This window comes from Rhizobium sp. G21, from assembly GCF_014158035.1.
Taxonomy (GTDB): Bacteria; Pseudomonadota; Alphaproteobacteria; order Rhizobiales; family Rhizobiaceae; genus Rhizobium_E.
In genome coordinates this window covers 436,334-453,014 of sequence record NZ_JACFXW010000002.1, presented here as the reverse complement: position 1 = coordinate 453,014, position 16,681 = coordinate 436,334, and the positions used below count along the sequence as shown (strand labels likewise).

Sequence of the window (16,681 nt, the reverse complement as noted above, 5' to 3'; positions counted from 1 at the left end):
TTACGCCGGTTCCATAGAGCGCCACGTTGAAAGAAATGTGATCTTCGGGCTCGCGCCGCCCGGCCCAATGATAATAGGGCGAGAAAACCGACCCGACGAAGGCGATGACGCTCAGGGCGAAAGATCCGCAATCGCTGACCGCATCCGCATACCACCAGTGATAGCCGCCAGGCGCGACCGGCCGTTCGAAGCCCTGTCCGCGATCAGGCGCTGGGCGGCGATCTTGCCCGAAAGCGCCGCCATCGGCACGCCCGGCCCCGGATGCACGCTCCCACCCGCCAGATACAGACCCTTGAGCGGCCCCCGCGCGCCCGGCCGCTGGAAGGACGCCATCCAGCCATGTGACGCCACCCCGTAAAGCGCTCCGCCCGAGCCCGGATAGAGCCGGTCGAAGCTCTCCGGCGTCGTCACATCCAGCATCGCCCGATCGAGCGAGATCGTCAGGCCGTTCTTCTCCAGGCGATGTCTCATCGAAGACAGGCATTGCTCGATCTCGCTTTCCGCAGGGGCATGGCTGTCGCCATCGGCCGGCATGTTCATGAGACAGTAGAGACGTTCAGGGGCGCGCTCGTCTTGCCCGACCGAGCGCGCGCCGGAGGCTAGCCGATCCTGGGCGCAGAGATAGACCGTGGGATCGCGCGGCGGACGGACCTTGTCGAAAATGTCATAGAATTCAGCGCGGTAGTCATCCGAAAAGAACACCGTGTGATGGGCGAGCGGGACGCCGAGGGGCCGTTCGAGGCCGCAAGTCACCAGCGCCGAAAGAGACCGCGGCGACCGCCGCTCCGCAGCCGCCGGCCGCCCCAGAAGCGGGCCGAGCGCGGCGACATCGCCATTATAGAGAACGCTGTCTGCAGCGATGCAGCGCTCGCGATCGGTCAGAACGCCTGCGACCTTTCTGCCGGAGCCGTCGCTGAGAATGGAGGATACGCGTTCGCCATAATGGATCTCGACGCCGAAATCGCAGGCGATGTCCATCAGCCGCCGCGCCAGCGCATGCATGCCGCCCTCGATCGTCCAGACACCTGCCTGTTCGACATGGGCGACCAGCATCAGCGTCGCCGGCGAGAGGAAGGGCGACGAGCCGCAATAGGTGGCGTAGCGGCCGAAGAGCTGACTCAGCCGCGGATCGGCGAAATAATCCGACAGCGCCGACCAGAGCGTGGCGAAAGGCTTGAGCGCCATCAGCGCATGGGGTCGATTGAGCCCGATCCGCGCCGATAGCGACAGGGGATTGGGCCTGGCGGCATCGATGAAGCTGCGCTCCAACAGATGATAGATGCGGGCGCTGTCGTCGGCGAAACGCTGAAAGCCCTGCGCCTCACGGGCGCCGGCGAAATCAGCGATCGCCCGGCGGCTCTCCGCGACATCGGCGAAAAGATCCAGCCTTTCTCCATTCCGCCAATAGTGGCGGGCGATGACATCAGAGCGGGTGAGCGGGATTTCCTCGGCCAGCGACGTGCCGCAATGAGCGAGGATCTCGTCGAACACCCATTTCATGGTCAGCACGGTCGGCCCGGCGTCGAAGGCGTGGCCGCCTGCCGTCACCCGCCGCATCTTGCCGCCCGGCGCTGCGGCGGCCTCGATCATCTGGACCTTCAGCCCCTGCGCGGCGAGCAGGATGGCGGCTGAGATGCCGCCCATGCCGGCGCCGATCACCACCACCGTGTCGCCAGTCCTTTCGCGCACCCTCACCCCCTGCGCCCGATTGACATTCCCCTTCAGTATGTCAATTTATGTTGACACATTTTTAAGTCAATGCAAATTGACAATCATTCGATCGTCATCCTTGGGGGAGCGGATCATGGATTTGTCTGAGCGCATCGAAATCGGAATGCAGCTGTCCCTAAGACTTGCAACCGCCAATGGCTGCCCCCAAAACTCGCCGCCGCCATGCGTCACGCGGTCTTTCCCGGCGGCGCCCGCATTCGGCCGCGCATTTGCCTGGCGGTCGCACTGGCCTGCGGCGATCGCGACCCCAAAGCGGCGACAGGCGCCGCTGCGGCGATCGAGCTTCTGCATTGCGCCTCGCTCGTGCATGACGACATGCCCTGTTTCGACAATGCCGCCACCCGCCGCGGATTGCCCTCGGTTCACGCCGAATTCGGCGAGGAAATTGCTCTCTTGGTCGGAGACGGCTTGATCGTCGCGGCCTTCGAAACGATCGCGCGCGAAACCGTGCAGGCGCCCGCCCTCACCGCGCCGTTGATCGCCATGATCGGCAAGGCGGTCGGCTCGCCCTATGGGCTGGTCGCAGGCCAGGCCTGGGAGAGCGAAGCCGAGATCAATATCGACCAATATCACCGCGCCAAAACGGCCTCGCTTTTTGCTGGATCCGTCTCGACAGGCGCGCTCGCCGCCGGCGGCAATCCGCAGGACTGGCTGACGCTCGCCGACGCGCTCGGCTCGGCCTATCAGGTCGCCGACGATCTCTATGACGCCATCGGCGACAGCGGCAGCATGGGCAAGCCGGCGGGCCAAGACAGCCGCAACGGCAAGCCCAACATCGTTCGGTCGCTGGGGCTCGAAGGCGCGCTCGGACATCTGCGTCGCCTCGTCGACAAAGCGGCGGAGAGCGTGCCGGATTGCGCAGGGCAAGAGCAGTTCCGCGCCATGATCCGCAATGAAGCGACCAGGCTGATGCCGAAAAAGCTCGCCGCAAGCGCGGCCTAAGCCGGCTCTGGAAGGAACAAGATCATGGCGACGCCCTCGGAGATCCGGATCGAGCCCGCGCATGCCGCGGTCGCGCCGTCTCTTGCCGTGAGGTTTCGCCTCTGGCGCAATCGGCTGGTGGGGTCGACCGATTTTCGCCGCTTGATCGCGCGCGTCCCGGTGTTGCGGGCGCTCGGAAACCGCAAGGCCAACGCCCTCTTCCGCCTCACCGGCGGCTTCATCTCGTCGCAACTGCTGCTCGCCGGCGTCAGGCTCGGCCTGTATGAGCTCTTGCGCGACAAAGTCCTGAGCGCTGGCGAAATCGCCCATCGACTGAACGTGCCGCCGTCGCGCATGCGCACCCTGCTAAAAGCCAATGCGGACCTCGGCCTGTTGATCGAGATCGAGCCCGATCTCTGGGCGCTCGACGACGCCGGAACCGTGATCGCCTCCGATCCCGGCGTGGCGGCGATGATCCGGCATCACGACATGCTCTATCGCGACCTGCTCGAACCCGAACAGTTGTTCCGCGAGGGAGCCGGCAATACCGAACTCGGTCGCTATTGGGCCTATGCGCGCGGCGGCGATCCCGGCGCCCTACCGCCGGCGGCGGTGGCAGACTATTCCACCCTGATGCGCCACAGCCAGTCGATGATGACGGATTGCCTCCTCCCCGCCTATGACTTCGGCCGGTACAGCATGCTCGTCGATGTCGGCGGCGGCGACGGCGCCTTTCTCACTGCGGTGGGCCGTCGCCATCGAAACTTGAAACTCGGCCTGTTGGATCTGCCGGCCGTGGCGGAACGGGCCCGCATCCATCTCGCGGCGGAAGGGTTCGCCGCGCGCAGCCAGATATTCTGCGGCGATTTCTGCCGCGATCCCGCGCCTGCGGACGCCGATTGCGTCACGCTGATTCGCATTCTCTGCGACCACGATGATGATCGCGTCCGCGTGCTCCTCGCCAATCTCTATCGCTCGCTACGCCCCGGCGCCCGGATTCTGGTTGCGGAGGCGATGAGCGGACCCTCGGCGGGCGCGCGATTGGCTTCGGCCTATTTCAGCGTCTACTTCCTGGCGATGGGATCGGGCCGCTGCCGCAGCGCCGACGAGATCTCAGACCTGCTTACCGAGGCCGGTTTTCAGGCTGCCAAGACAGTCTCGACCAGCAATCCTCTCATCGCGACCATCGTTTGCGCACAACGTTGACACATTGGACGCGATAAAAGTGTAAATAAGATTTGACACTTTTATCTGTCAACATAATATGACAGTCGGAGACGGGAGCTCCTGTGTCTGGGGAGGCACGCACATGAAGACGTCAGCTGTGATATTCGAGAGACCAGGCGAGGTTGCCCTCCGGCAGCTGGCGCTGAACGTTCCCGGCCCCGACGAGGTCGTGATCGAGGCCATCGCAAGCGGCGTCTCGACCGGCACGGAGAAAATGCTCTTCAGCGGCACGATGCCCGCATTCCCCGGCATGCGCTATCCGCTGGTCCCCGGCTACGAAACGATCGGGCAGGTCATCGAAGCCGGAGCGGTATCGGGACGCAAGGAAGGCGACCTCGTCTTCGTGCCCGGAGCCAATTGTTATGCGGGGGCGGCGGGGTTGTTCGGCGCCACAGCGTCGCGTCTGGTCGCGCCTGGCGCACGCACGTTCAAGATCAGCGCAGAGATGGACGAAGACGCCATTCTGCTGGCGCTCGCCGCCACCGCTCATCATGCCGTGAAGCGGGCGCGTGGGGCAGTCGGCCTCGTGATCGGTCACGGCGTTCTGGGACGACTGATCGCCCGGATGGTGATCGCGCTGGACGCCGAGCCGCCGATCGTGTGGGAAAAGGCCGCGGCGCGGCGCGGGGGCGGCGAAGCCTATGTCGTCATCGATCCCAGCGACGACCATGCCTCCCGTTATCTCACCGCCATCGACGCCAGCGGCGGCGTTGCGGTGGTCGATGCCGTCATCGCGCAATTGCAGCGTCCCGCTGAACTGGTTCTGGCAGGCTTTTACGGCGAGCGGATCGGCTGCGCCTTCGCCCCCGCCTTCATGCGCGAACTCACGCTCTCCATCGCCGCCGAGTTTCGGCCTGAAGATGTCGAGGCCGTCCTCGCGCTCGTCGATCAAGGGCGGCTGTCGCTCAAAAACCTCATCACGCATCGCGCCGCGCCCGAACAGGCGGAGACGGCCTACCGGACCGCATTCATGGATACGACCTGCCTGAAAATGGTGATCGACTGGAGGAACGCCGCATGAGCCTTGATCTCGACATCGACGCCTCGCGCCTGCAGGAGCACCTCCGCGATGAAGCCGCCATCGAGCCCGATCCGCCCGTAGTCGGAAAGGTGACGAAGGAAACGCAGATCATCGCGATCTATGGCAAGGGCGGCATCGGCAAGAGCTTCACGCTCGCCAATCTCTCCTACATGCTGGCCCAGCTCGGCAAGAAGGTGCTGCTGATCGGCTGCGACCCGAAGAGCGACACGACCTCGCTCCTGTTCGGCGGCCGCGCCTGCCCGACGATCATCCAGACGGCGTCGCGCCGCAAGGAAGCCGGACTGGAGGTGTCGATCTCCGACGTCTGCTTCAAGCGTGACGGCGTCTTCGCCATGGAGTTGGGCGGGCCGGAAGTCGGCCGAGGCTGTGGCGGCCGGGGCATCATCCACGGCTTCGAAACGTTGGAAAAGCTCGGTTTTCACGACTGGGACTTTGACTATGTCCTGCTCGACTTCCTCGGCGACGTCGTCTGCGGCGGCTTCGGCCTGCCGATCGCCCGCGACATGTGCCAGAAGGTTGTGGTGGTCGGCTCCAACGACCTGCAATCGCTCTATGTCGCCAACAATGTCTGCTCGGCGGTGAAATATTTCCGCAATCTCGGCGGCAATGTCGGCGTGGCCGGCCTCGTGATCAACAAGGACGACGGCACCGGCGAAGCCCAGGCTTTCGCCAAAGCGGTCGGCATTCCCGTGCTCGCCTCGATCCCGCAGCACGAGGACATCCGCCGCAAGAGCGCCAATTACCAGATCATCGGCACGCCCGAGTCCCAATGGGGGCCTCTGTTCGAGGCGCTGTCGATCAATCTCGCCGAAGCGCCGCCGGTGCTGCCGCGCCCGCTCGATCAGGATGGGCTGCTCGGCCTGTTCGACGCCAGCGAAACGGGCGCCGACTACAAGCTCGTGCCGGCGACGGCTGATGACATGCGTCCGACCGGCGCGATGACGCGCCCGTCACTCGAAGTCATCTACGATACGGTTTGAGAGCGAGACCGCCATGGATGACCATCGCAAAGAATTTGAAGCGGAGAGAGACCGGGAGATCGCAGCCCGGGAATTCGATCTGCCTCCGGCAGAAGACGCCGGCTGTCACAACGGCGCCGAACGCTCCAAAGCCGCCGCGCGCGCAGCCGGCGCCGGCGCGCTGATGGATCGGTTCGAAGCAGACTACCCCAAAGGACCCCATGACCAGCCGCAATCGATGTGCCCGGCTTTCGGCTCGCTGCGCGTCGGCTTGCGCATGCGCCGCGTCGCCACGATCCTGTCGGGCTCGGCCTGCTGCGTCTACGGCCTCACCTTCACCTCGCATTTCTACGGCGCCAAGCGCTCCGTCGGCTATGTGCCCTTCAGCTCCGAAACACTGGTGACCGGCAAGCTCTTCGAGGACATCGTCGAAGCCGTGCATCAGATGGCCGATCCGGATAAATACGACGCCGTCATCGTCACCAATCTCTGCGTCCCAACCGCCTCCGGCGTGCCGCTGCAGATGCTGCCGCGCGAGATCGACGGCGTGCGCATCGTCGGGATCGACGTGCCCGGCTTCGGCGTGCCGACCCATGCCGAGGCCAAGGACGTGCTCTCCGCCGCGATGCTCAGCTATGCGCGGCAGGAGATCGAGGCCGGCCCCGTGCAGCGGCCGCGCAGCGGCCTGGCCGACAGACCGACCGTGACGCTGGTGGGCGAGATGTTCCCCGCCGATCCCGTGGTGATCGGGCGCATGCTCGAGCCGATGGGACTGGCGGCCGGACCAACCATTCCGGTGCGCGAATGGCGCGATCTCTACGCCGCGCTCGATTGCGCCGCCGTCGCCGCCATCCATCCTTTCTACACGGCGAGTTTCCGGGAATTCACGGCGGCCGGCCGCAGCATCGTCGGCTCCGCCCCGATCGGGCTCGACGGCACGGACGCCTGGCTCTCCGCCATCGGCCGGACCTGCGGCGTGCCGCAAGCGAGGATCGACCAGACCCGCAACGCCATGCGCGGCGCCATTTCCGCCGGCCTCGCCGCCAATCGCATCAAAGGACGCATCACGCTTTCCGGCTATGAAGGCTCCGAACTGCTGGTCGGCCGTCTCCTCGTCGAGCTCGGCGCAGATCTGCGCTATGTCGGAACGGCCTGCCCGACGACGCCCTATAACGCTGAAGACGCCGACTGGCTTGCCGCCCATGGGGTGACCGTCCGCTTCCGCGCCTCACTGGAGCAGGACATCGCCGCCTTCGAGGAATTCCGTCCCGATCTCGCCATCGGCACGACGCCGGTGGTGCAGAAGGCCAAGGAAGCCGCGACGCCGGCGCTCTATTTCACCAATCTGATCTCCGCTCGCCCGCTGATGGGACCGGCCGGTCCGGGCTCCCTGCCCTCGATCATAAACGCCGCCATCGCCAACAAGGCCCGCTTCGAAGCCATGAACGCGTTTTTCGAGGGCGTCGGCGATGGCGACACGGCCGGCATCTGGCGCGAGACGCCCCAGGATCGCAGCGCCTATCGCAAGAAATACGCCGCGAAGATCAAGCAGTCGCGCAACGCGGTCGAGAATGGGGATAGCGTCGGATGCTGATCCTCGATCACGACAGAGCCGGCGGCTATTGGGGCAGCGTCTACGCCTTCACGGCAATCAAAGGCCTGCAGGTCATCATCGACGGCCCGGTCGGCTGCGAAAACCTACCGGTGACCTCCGTGCTGCACTACACGGACGCGCTGCCGCCGCATGAACTGCCGATCGTCGTCAGCGGCCTGTCGGAAGACGAACTCGGGCAACATGGCACCGAAGGCGCGATGAAGCGCGCCCGTCTGGCCCTCGATCCGGATCTGCCGGCCGTGGTCGTGACAGGCTCGATCGCCGAGATGATCGGCGGCGGCGTGACGCCCGAGGGCTCGAACATCCTGCGCTTCCTGCCCCGGACGATCGACGAGGACCAATGGCAGAGCGCCGATCGCGCGCTGAAATGGCTCTGGACGGAATTCGGCCCGAAAGGCGGCAAAGTCCCTGCCCCACGCCGCCGGGCTGACGGGGCCAAGCCCCGGGTCAACATCATCGGTCCGACCTATGGCGTCTACAACATGCCGTCCGACCTGGCGGAGATCTCCAGGCTCGTCGAAGGGATCGGCGCGGAGATGAATATGGTCTTCCCGCTCGGCAGCCATCTCGACGACATCCGCAAGCTCGCCGATGCGGACGCCAATATCTGTCTCTATCGCGAATTCGGACGCCTGCTCTGCGAATCCCTCGACCGTCCCTATCTGCAGGCGCCGATCGGCATCCATTCGACCACCGCCTTCCTGCGCTCGCTCGGCGAGATGCTCGGGCTCGATCCGGAACCGTTCATCCTGCGGGAAAAGCACACGACCCTGAAGCCGCTCTGGGATCTCTGGCGCTCGGTCACGCAGGACTTCTTCGCCACGGCCAGCTTCGCCGTCGTCGCCGGCGAGACCTATACGCGCGGCGTGCGCAATTTCCTCGAAGAGGAAATGGGATTGCCCTGCGCCTTCTCAGTGGCGCGCAAACCCGGCGCCAAGACCGACAACCAGGCCGTCGCCGATCTCCTGGCCGCCAAGCCGCCCATGGTGATGTTCGGCTCGTTCAACGAGCGCATGTACATGGCCGAGCGCAGCCAGCGCGGCAAATTCATCCAGCTTTCTTATCCTGGCGCGATCGTCCGCCGCCACACCGGCACGCCGGTGATGGGCTATTCGGGCGCGTCCTGGATGATCCAGGAGATCTGCAACGCGCTGTTCGACATGCTGTTCGAAATCCTGCCCAAAGCCAGCGAACTCGACGCGATCGAGGCGACCGCCACGCGCCGCAGCGGCGAACTTCCCTGGGCGGCCGCCGCGCAGGACGCGCTCGACCGGCGGATTGCCAATGAACCGGTCCTTGTCAGGATCTCGGCCGCCAAGCGCCTGCGCGATGCGGCGGAACGCGAGGCGCGCCTCGAAAACGCGGCCGAGGTCGCCCTCCGTCACGTCGATGGAGCGGCCAAGCTGGCGGGAGCCTATGCATGATAACGACAGTCGAGATCCGTCCAGAGACGGCCAGGAGGTGACAGCATGCTTTCCCCCACCCAGTCCAAGACATTCGAACATGTCCTGCGAGAAAGACGCTCCGAGCGCGCGCAGATGCGGCAACTCTTCCTGATTTCCTACCCGTTCTGTCTGGCCGCGGCGATCGCCAAGCGGCTCGCAGCCCAGTTCGACGAGGGCGCGGCGCGCCCCGACCAATCCGTTTTCGCCGAAGCCCGCTCCGCGGCCTATGCGGCTGTCGGTTATGCGTTCCACGCATGACCTTCCTGGTTTGCCGGTGTTCTCGACACCGACAAAAGCCCGGTTCGGCCCGAAAAGGCTCGACCGGAACCCCGCCGCGGGGGCGCCGCGGTGTTCGAGACTAGGAGGTGAATTTGATGGCTGACACATCAAACGTCTCACTTTCGGGTCTTACCGAAAGCGAAGCGCGCGAGGTCCATGGATTCTTCATCCAAGGCTTTTTGATATTCACGGCGATTGCGATCGTCGCGCATATCCTGGTCTGGATGTGGCGTCCATGGATCCCGGGACCCGAAGGTTATGTCTCCCTGGAGAACATCAACCACGCGGCCCAGGCGCTTCTTCCGATGCTGGCGTAAGGGGACCGCGACATGTGGAGAATCTGGCTGATGTTCGATCCGCGCAAGGCGCTGGTCGCACTCTCTGTCTTCCTGTTCACGCTCGCCATCCTGATCCACTTCATCCTGTTGAGCACGGACCGGTTCAACTGGCTCGAGGGCAAGCCCCTCAAGACCAGCGCGATCGAAAAGTCCGTCTCCTGGGGCGAAGGGCAGCGGCTCGTCAGCTGAAGCCAAGACGGCAGCGGGCGTGGCCGGTTCCTCCGGTCTCGCCCGCCGCCAATTCCCAACGAACCGACATCGCCAATGAGCTGACCGCTCTGGAGGATACGTAAATGGCGCTGCTGAGTTTTGAACGCAAATATCGCGTGCGAGGCGGAACGCTGATCGGCGGCGACCTCTTCGATTTCTGGGTCGGCCCCTTCTATGTCGGCTTTTTCGGCGTCACCACCGCCTTTTTCGCGACGCTCGGCACGGCGCTGATCATCTATGGCGCGGCCATCGGGCCGACGTGGAACATCTGGCAGATTTCTATAGCCCCGCCCGACCTTTCCTATGGCCTGGCGCTCGCGCCGCTCAAGCAGGGTGGGCTCTGGCAGATCATCACCGTCTGCGCTCTCGGGGCCTTCGTCTCTTGGGCACTTCGCGAAGTCGAGATCTGCCGCAAGCTCGGCATCGGCTACCACGTTCCCTTCGCCTTTTCCGTCGCCATCTTCGCCTATACGACGCTGGTGGTGTTCAGGCCGCTGCTGCTCGGCGCCTGGGGCGCCGGCTTTCCTATGGAATTTTCAGCCATCTCGACTGGGTGTCGAATGTCGGCTACCAGTATCTGCACTTCCATTACAATCCCGCCCATATGATCGCCGTGTCCTTCTTCTTCACGACGACGATGGCGCTGGCGCTGCATGGCGGGCTCATCCTGTCGGCGGCCAATCCGGGCGCGTCGCTGGACGAGCCCGGTCAGCAGGCGGAAGTCAAGACCCCGGAATATGAAGACACCTTCTTTCGCGACATCATCGGCTATTCGATCGGCACGCTCGGCATCCATCGGCTGGGCCTGATCCTGGCGCTGAACGCCGGCTTCTGGAGCGCCGTCTGCATCGTAATCAGCGGACCCTTCTGGAACAAGGGCTGGCCGCAGTGGTGGAGCTGGTGGCTCGATCTGCCGATCTGGCGCTGAGGGGGATCCGACAATGGCGCAATATCAAAACATCATCACGCCCATCCAAATCAGCGGACCTGCGGAAGAGGGAACGCCCCTGCCCCGCGGCGACAGCCCCCGCACCGGCAAGCCCTTCTTCGTGCGACTGTTCGGCCGGATCGGCAACGCTCAAATCGGGCCGATCTATCTCGGCTATCTCGGAACGTTGTCGTTGGTCTTCGGCCTCATCGCCTTCGAGATCATCGGGCTCAATATGTTCGCCTCGGTCGGCTGGGATCCGATCCAGTTCGTCCGCCAGCTTTTCTGGCTCGGGCTCGAACCGCCGCCGGCGAAATATGGGTTGAAGATCCTTCCACCGCTCGCCGAGGGCGGGTGGTGGCTGATCGCCGGCTTCTTCCTGACGCTGTCGGTGCTGTTGTGGTGGGTTCGCGTCTATCGACGCGCCCGGCAGCTCGAACTGGGCACGCATGTCGCCTGGGCCTTCGCCTCGGCCATCTGGCTGTTCCTGGTGCTGGGCTTCATCCGCCCGTTGCTGATGGGCAACTTCGCCGAAGCCGTGCCGTTCGGCATCTTCCCGCATCTCGATTGGACCGCGGCGCTGTCGATTCGTTACGGAAACCTCTACTACAACCCGTTCCACTGCCTCTCGATCGTGTTCCTTTATGGCTCGGTGCTGCTGTTCGCCATGCATGGCGCGACCATCCCAGCCGTCGGCAAATATGGCGGCGAGCGCGAACTCGAGCAGATTACCGACCGCGGCACGGCGTCGGAACGCGCCGCTTTGTTCTGGCGCTGGACGATGGGTTTCAACGCGACGATGGAATCTGTGCATCGTTGGGCCTGGTGGTTCGCCATCCTGACCCCGTTGACCGGAGGCATCGGCATCCTGTTGACCGGCACCGTCGTCGACAACTGGTATCTCTGGGGCGTCAAGCATGGCCTTGTGTCTCCGCTACCGGTCATGTGGCCCGGCGTCATCGATCCGGCGAAATGAGGGAGAAGGACAATGAGACTCTGGATTCCATTCGCGATCTCCGCCGGGACGCTGCTCACCATCGCCAGTTTCGTCGGCGCGGGCTGGGATGCGCCGCCGGTCGCCGGAGAGCAGATCGGCTATCGCGGAACCGGCATGGCTCACTACCGCGATATCGAGACCGAAGAAGCCCTCAGAGCGGCGAATATCGCGCCGCCGCGCCCTATGAAGCCGATCCGAGCGGCGACAGGGCCGGCGCGATCTATGAGAATGTTCAGGTGCTGAAGGATCTCTCGGACGATCAATTCAACCAGTTCATGGCTTCGATCACCGAATGGGTGGCGCCGGAGGCGGGCTGCAATTACACTGCCACAATCCGGAGAACATGGCGTCAGACGAAGTCTACCAGAAGGTCGTCGCCCGCCGCATGATCCAGATGACGCAGGCGATCAATGTCGACTGGAAACCCCATGTCGCCGAAACCGGCGTCACCTGCTACACCTGCCATCGCGGCAATGGCGTGCCGAAACAGGTTTGGTCGACGAGCCTCGAACCGAAGCCGGCGGGCAACATGACCCAGAACCGCCAGGGCCAGAATGTGGTGGCGCTTTATGCCGGCAAGACGTCGCTGCCGCAGAACGCGCTGATGGACTATCTCGTCCACGACAAGCCGATCCGCGTCCATTCGACCTCCGCCCTGCCGACCGGGACAAACAAAGCCGGCACCAAGGAGACGGAAAACACCTGGGCGCTGATGATACATATGTCGGAATCGCTCGGCGTCAACTGCGTCACGTGCCACAATTCCCGCGCCTTCAACGATTGGGACCAGAGCTCGCCGCAGCGCGTGACGGCCTGGCACGGCATCCGCATGGTGCGCGATTTGAACAACAATTATATCGAAGGCCTGACGCCGGTCTTCCCGGCCAATCGCAAGGGTCCCGAAGGCGATGTGCTGAAGATCGGCTGCGCGACTTGCCACAACGGCGTGCAGAAGCCGCTTTACGGCGTGTCGATGCTCAAGAACTATCTCGACGCACTCGCCAAGAAGGAGCCGACCACGGTTCCGGATTACTCGGCCTACCAGCCTGGCAAGAGCTGAGGCGGGCCGCAAATCTGCCGGGCGCCGCATATCATAGCGGCGCTTTCAACAGTACAGCCGGATCATCGACGATCTCGGCAGATTGTCTTGAAGGGGCCCGAAAGGCTCCTTTTTCTTTGCGCAAAACGGTCTGTTCGGCAGCGTGCGCACGGAAGGCGACGCGTTGCGCTGTCCATCTGGAATGGGAATGTCGGGGTTCAGGACGCTCTGGCGGCCGGCGCGAAGACGAGGCCGGGGAACCGGTGGAGATAGATACGGAACCAGGGCGTGAAGGCTTCGGGTCGGGCTTCCGCCTCGGCGAGCAGATCCGCATGCGAGATCCAGCGAGTCTCTTCGACTTCGTGCGGATCCAGAGCCAGATCGATGGCATGGCGATCGACGGCGGCGCTGAACAGCGTCACCCGCTCGTGCTCACGCAATCCGTTGCCGACCTCGGCTGCGTAATCGACCGTCTGATGGCGCGTGAGCGGAACGGAGAAGCCGAGCTCCTCACCGAGGCGGCGCGCGGCGCACGCCTCCAAGGTTTCGCGCCAATGCGGATGGGTGCAACAGGTGTTGGCCCAGAGCCCGCCGCAATGATATTTCCCGATCGCCCGCTTTTGAATCAGGAGGAGGTCGCCGTCGAACACGAACACGGAGACCGCCAGATGCAACTGGCCCAGGACATGGGCTTTCATCTTCTCGATCGGATACAGAGATCCATTGTCGGCGACGGCCGGAATGAAGATCGAGTTGCGGTTGAACCCCATCGGGCCTTTCCTTTCCTGCGGCGCGCCGTGGGCTGCAACGGGTCAGGCGACCCGGCGCGCCAGCGCGCATTGCGCCCAGAGCGACGACAAGGCGTCCGCCATATGACGAATATCGTCGTCCGAATGCAACGGGGTCGGCGTGATACGAAGCCGCTCCGTTCCCACCGCGACCGTGGGATAGTTGATCGGCTGCACATAGACGCCGAACGTATCGAGCAGGATATCGGAGATCCATTTGCATTTGGCGGCGTTGCCGACCATGACCGGCACGATATGGCTGGGATTTGCCATGTGCGGAATGCCTCTCGCATCGAGGGCGGCGCGGACCTTGGCGACCGCGCGCTGGTGGCCACTGCGTTCGGCCTGGCTTTCCTTGAGGTGGCGGATGGACGCCGTGGCGCCGGCGGCGAGCGCCGGCGGCAACGCGGTGGTGAAGATGAAGCCGGAGGAGAAGGAGCGGACGAAATCCACCAGCGTGTTCGAGCCGGTGATATAGCCGCCCATCACGCCGAATGCTTTTCCGAGCGTGCCCTCGATCACCGTCAAACGATGCATCAGCCCCTCGCGCTCGGCGACGCCGCCGCCGCGCGGACCGTACATGCCGACCGCATGAACCTCGTCGAGATAGGTCATAGCCCCGAATTCGTCGGCCACGTCGCAGATTTCGCGGATGGGCGAGATGTCGCCGTCCATCGAATAGACGGATTCGAAGGCGACGAGCTTCGGCAGCGCAGGATCGTCGGCCGCCATCAGCGCGCGAAGATGGCGATAATCGTTATGCCGGAATATCCGTCGCGGACAGCCGGAATGCCGGATGCCTTCGATCATCGAGGCATGGTTCAGCGCATCGGAATAGACGATGATGCCGGGGATCTTCGACAGCAGCGTGCCCAGCGCCGCCCAATTCGACACATAGCCCGAGGTGAAGATCAGCGCAGCTTCCTTGTCATGCAGGTCGGCCAGTTCGCGCTCGAGTTGGACGTGGTAGTGATTGGTGCCGGAGATGTTGCGCGTTCCGCCCGCGCCCGCGCCGCATTTGCGGATGATCTCGGTCATGCGTTCGGTGACGACGGGACTCTGGCCCATGCCGAGATAATCATTGGAGCACCAGACGGTCACCTCCCCCGTCTCGCCATCGCCGTGATGGATGGTGGCTCTGGGAAAGGCGCTGCATTGGCGTTCCAGTTCCGCAAAGACCCGATAATTGCCGGCGGTCCTGAGCTCACCGAGAGCCTCTTCCATGTGCTTGTGAACATCCATCATCTTTTTCTCTCCCGTCTCTTGTCTCAACTCTAATGTCGTCGTCGCCGCCGGCTGCTCCCTGAGGAACAGGCGGCGTCTATCGTTTGGCGGAACTTCCGCCCGGCCTGCCCTGCCGCCCCGTCCCAGGCGCCGCCCAGCGCCAGAGCGCGAAGTCCGACACAGGCACCACCAGGATGATGTGTTCGAGGATCGCGAGCGCCGTGAAGGTCGCGAGCAGGATGTGGCCGACCACCGAATGATCCTGCGTCGCGCGGCTCGCGCCGACCACAAGGATGGCGAAAAGGCTCGTCGCCGCCGCCATCATCAGCGGGAACAGCGGCGTCAGTCGGTCGGTGTTGAAATAGCTCTTCAAATGCTGGATCCGCTTCGGCATCAGCTCGCTGACCGCATGCGGCGCTCCGAAGAAGATCAGGAGCTTGGCGGAAATCCGCATGCCCCAGAGCAGGCCGAAGGCTGCGAGACCGAAGAGATTGTCGCTTCCCGACAGCGCGAACCAGAGACCCAAACCCGTCAGCAAGATCGCGATCTCGTGGTCGCAGATCGCCTCCCAAGCGGCGCGGAACCGCGCGAAGCCGGCGAGACCGGGCGGGCAATCGCCGGCCCGGCGGCCGATCAGCGCGCCGGTCAGAAACGCCGCCTCATGCCAGGCCCAGACCAGAAGCGCCCCGAAGAAGCCGGAATAGGAGCCGAGCGGCGTGCGCTCCTGCGCGCCGAACAGCATCATGCCGAAGCCGATCGCGCCGATCACCGTCATCAGCAGCATCACTTGCATGGGGCGCCAGCCGCCCCGCCCGGTGCGATGAACCATGGCCAGCACGAGCCCCGTCGACAGCCACCAGACGCCGATGGCGATCAGAACGACAGTGACAGGGTGGGTGAGCGCCATCACGGCTTACCAGACCGGCTGCAGGCGCGACGTGGCCGGGATCGTGTTCGATATGGTGGGGATCGCATACATCCGCACGAAATTGACGGTCGCGGCAGCGGACCACCAGACTTTTTCAGCCGCCCGACGAGACCGCCTTCGGCCCGCGCCGCCATCACCCGGCGATTGATGCGCTCCATCCGCCGGAAGCCTTCTCGCAGCGCCGGATTGTCGAGATCGAGCACCAGCGGGAAGCATTGCCGCGAGATTTCCGAGGTCAGCCTGAAGACGCGCATGTCGTAATCGTCGATGTCGATGCCCACGGCGTCGTGAAAAGCCGGCCGCATGTGATCGCGAACATACATCGTCGCGAAGACGGCCAGAAGGAAGAACTTGATCCAGAGCTTGTTGACGCCAGACATCAGCCGCTTGTCGGAGCGGATGATCAGCGAAAAGGCCTCGCCATGCGAGAACTCGTCATTGCACCACTGCCGGAACCATTTGAAAATCGGATGGAAGCGCCTATCCGGATGCTGCTCGAAATGGCGGAAGATGGTGATGTAGCGCGCATAGCCGATCTTCTCGGACAGATAGGTCGCATAGTAGATGAATTTGGGCTTGAAGAAGGTGTATTTCTTGGCCTTGGCGAGGAAGCCCATATTCACGCCGATGCCGAAATCCTTGAGCGCATCGTTGATAAAGCCGGCATGGCGGGATTCGTCGCGGCTCATATAGCCGAACAATTCGCAGATCTCCTGGTTCTTGCCGCGCCGCTTCATCTCTTTGTAGAGCACGCAGCCGGAGAATTCCGACGTCAGCGAGGAGACGAGAAAGTCGATCAGCTCTTCGCGCAGGTCGGCGGGAAGCGCGTCGATATCGATGTCGTTCCATTCTTCGTTGCGGCGGAAATGACCGCGATTGGGGTCGCTGCGCATCTGGGCGATCAGCTGGTCCCATTCGCCTCGCACCGGCTCGACATCGATCTTGTCCATCTCGTCGAAATCCGTGGTGTAGAAGCGCGGCGTCAGCATGGTCGAAACCAGCGCGCTGCG

The 16,681-nt window shown here is 63.9% G+C and carries 16 protein-coding genes and 3 pseudogenes; 14 read left to right on the top strand and 5 right to left on the bottom strand.

Annotated features, from left to right (window positions below; genetic code table 11):
• Nucleotides 1-111: 111 nt before the first annotated feature.
• Nucleotides 112-1,689, bottom strand: coding sequence for a 1-hydroxycarotenoid 3,4-desaturase CrtD (gene crtD, locus H2O14_RS23405; RefSeq protein ID WP_182829777.1), 1,578 nt, complete (start codon nt 1,687-1,689; stop codon nt 112-114).
• A 115-nt stretch (nt 1,690-1,804) separates the two neighbouring features.
• Here crtD and H2O14_RS23400 point away from each other — a divergent pair.
• From H2O14_RS23400 to pufC, 14 genes and pseudogenes are all read left to right on the top strand, one after another.
• Nucleotides 1,805-2,673, top strand: a pseudogene (locus tag H2O14_RS23400) (polyprenyl synthetase family protein).
• 24 nt (nt 2,674-2,697) lie between these two features.
• Nucleotides 2,698-3,858 (top strand): methyltransferase, encoded by a 1,161-nt coding sequence (locus tag H2O14_RS23395; protein WP_182829776.1) that lies wholly within the window; start codon nt 2,698-2,700, stop codon nt 3,856-3,858.
• 103 nt (nt 3,859-3,961) lie between these two features.
• Nucleotides 3,962-4,900, top strand: coding sequence for a chlorophyll synthesis pathway protein BchC (gene bchC, locus H2O14_RS23390; protein WP_182829775.1), 939 nt, complete (start codon nt 3,962-3,964; stop codon nt 4,898-4,900).
• Complete coding sequence (locus H2O14_RS23385; RefSeq protein ID WP_182829774.1) at nt 4,897-5,901, top strand: chlorophyllide a reductase iron protein subunit X; 1,005 nt, start codon at nt 4,897-4,899, stop codon at nt 5,899-5,901. Before bchC ends, H2O14_RS23385 begins: the two co-directional genes overlap by 4 nt.
• A 13-nt stretch (nt 5,902-5,914) precedes the next feature.
• On the top strand, nt 5,915-7,474 hold the full coding sequence (bchY, locus tag H2O14_RS23380) for a chlorophyllide a reductase subunit Y (protein WP_182829773.1): 1,560 nt from the start codon (nt 5,915-5,917) through the stop codon (nt 7,472-7,474).
• On the top strand, nt 7,468-8,919 hold the full coding sequence (gene bchZ, locus H2O14_RS23375) for a chlorophyllide a reductase subunit Z (RefSeq protein WP_182829772.1): 1,452 nt from the start codon (nt 7,468-7,470) through the stop codon (nt 8,917-8,919). The genes bchY and bchZ overlap by 7 nt, the downstream gene beginning before the upstream one ends.
• 45 nt (nt 8,920-8,964) lie before the next feature.
• Nucleotides 8,965-9,198, top strand: a complete 234-nt coding sequence (locus tag H2O14_RS23370) for a hypothetical protein (RefSeq protein WP_182829771.1) — start codon at nt 8,965-8,967, stop codon at nt 9,196-9,198.
• Nucleotides 9,199-9,314: 116 nt separating this feature from the next.
• Complete coding sequence (gene pufB / locus H2O14_RS23365; protein WP_182829770.1) at nt 9,315-9,536, top strand: light-harvesting antenna LH1, beta subunit; 222 nt, start codon at nt 9,315-9,317, stop codon at nt 9,534-9,536.
• Nucleotides 9,537-9,548: 12 nt separating this feature from the next.
• Nucleotides 9,549-9,746, top strand: a complete 198-nt coding sequence (gene pufA / locus H2O14_RS23360; RefSeq protein ID WP_182829769.1) for a light-harvesting antenna LH1, alpha subunit — start codon at nt 9,549-9,551, stop codon at nt 9,744-9,746.
• A 104-nt stretch (nt 9,747-9,850) separates the two neighbouring features.
• A pseudogene (gene pufL, locus H2O14_RS23355) lies at nt 9,851-10,695 on the top strand (photosynthetic reaction center subunit L).
• Nucleotides 10,696-10,708: 13 nt separating this feature from the next.
• Complete coding sequence (gene pufM, locus H2O14_RS23350; RefSeq protein WP_182829768.1) at nt 10,709-11,671, top strand: photosynthetic reaction center subunit M; 963 nt, start codon at nt 10,709-10,711, stop codon at nt 11,669-11,671.
• 12 nt (nt 11,672-11,683) lie between these two features.
• A complete protein-coding gene (locus H2O14_RS29070) occupies nt 11,684-11,935 on the top strand; it encodes a hypothetical protein (RefSeq protein ID WP_312858724.1) in 252 nt (83 codons plus the stop codon).
• A complete protein-coding gene (locus H2O14_RS29065; RefSeq protein ID WP_312858721.1) occupies nt 11,911-12,081 on the top strand; it encodes a photosynthetic reaction center cytochrome c subunit family protein in 171 nt (56 codons plus the stop codon). Before H2O14_RS29070 ends, H2O14_RS29065 begins: the two co-directional genes overlap by 25 nt.
• Nucleotides 12,036-12,752 (top strand): photosynthetic reaction center cytochrome PufC, encoded by a 717-nt coding sequence (gene pufC, locus H2O14_RS23345; RefSeq protein WP_246697735.1) that lies wholly within the window; start codon nt 12,036-12,038, stop codon nt 12,750-12,752. The genes H2O14_RS29065 and pufC overlap by 46 nt, the downstream gene beginning before the upstream one ends.
• A 197-nt stretch (nt 12,753-12,949) precedes the next feature.
• Here pufC and H2O14_RS23340 read toward each other — a convergent pair whose 3' ends face one another.
• The 4 genes and pseudogenes from H2O14_RS23340 to acsF all read right to left on the bottom strand — a co-directional run bounded on the left by H2O14_RS23340 (nt 12,950) and on the right by acsF (nt 16,660).
• Nucleotides 12,950-13,501, bottom strand: a complete 552-nt coding sequence (locus H2O14_RS23340) for an isopentenyl-diphosphate delta-isomerase (RefSeq protein ID WP_182829767.1) — start codon at nt 13,499-13,501, stop codon at nt 12,950-12,952.
• Nucleotides 13,502-13,543: 42 nt separating this feature from the next.
• On the bottom strand, nt 13,544-14,761 hold the full coding sequence (gene hemA / locus H2O14_RS23335) for a 5-aminolevulinate synthase (RefSeq protein WP_182829939.1): 1,218 nt from the start codon (nt 14,759-14,761) through the stop codon (nt 13,544-13,546).
• 79 nt (nt 14,762-14,840) lie between these two features.
• The gene (gene puhE / locus H2O14_RS23330; protein ID WP_182829766.1) at nt 14,841-15,650 is read right to left on the bottom strand and encodes a putative photosynthetic complex assembly protein PuhE; all 810 of its coding nucleotides are present in this window, start codon (nt 15,648-15,650) and stop codon (nt 14,841-14,843) included.
• Between the two features lie 6 nt (nt 15,651-15,656).
• Nucleotides 15,657-16,660 (bottom strand): annotated as a pseudogene (acsF, locus tag H2O14_RS23325) (magnesium-protoporphyrin IX monomethyl ester (oxidative) cyclase).
• Nucleotides 16,661-16,681: the final 21 nt, after the last annotated feature.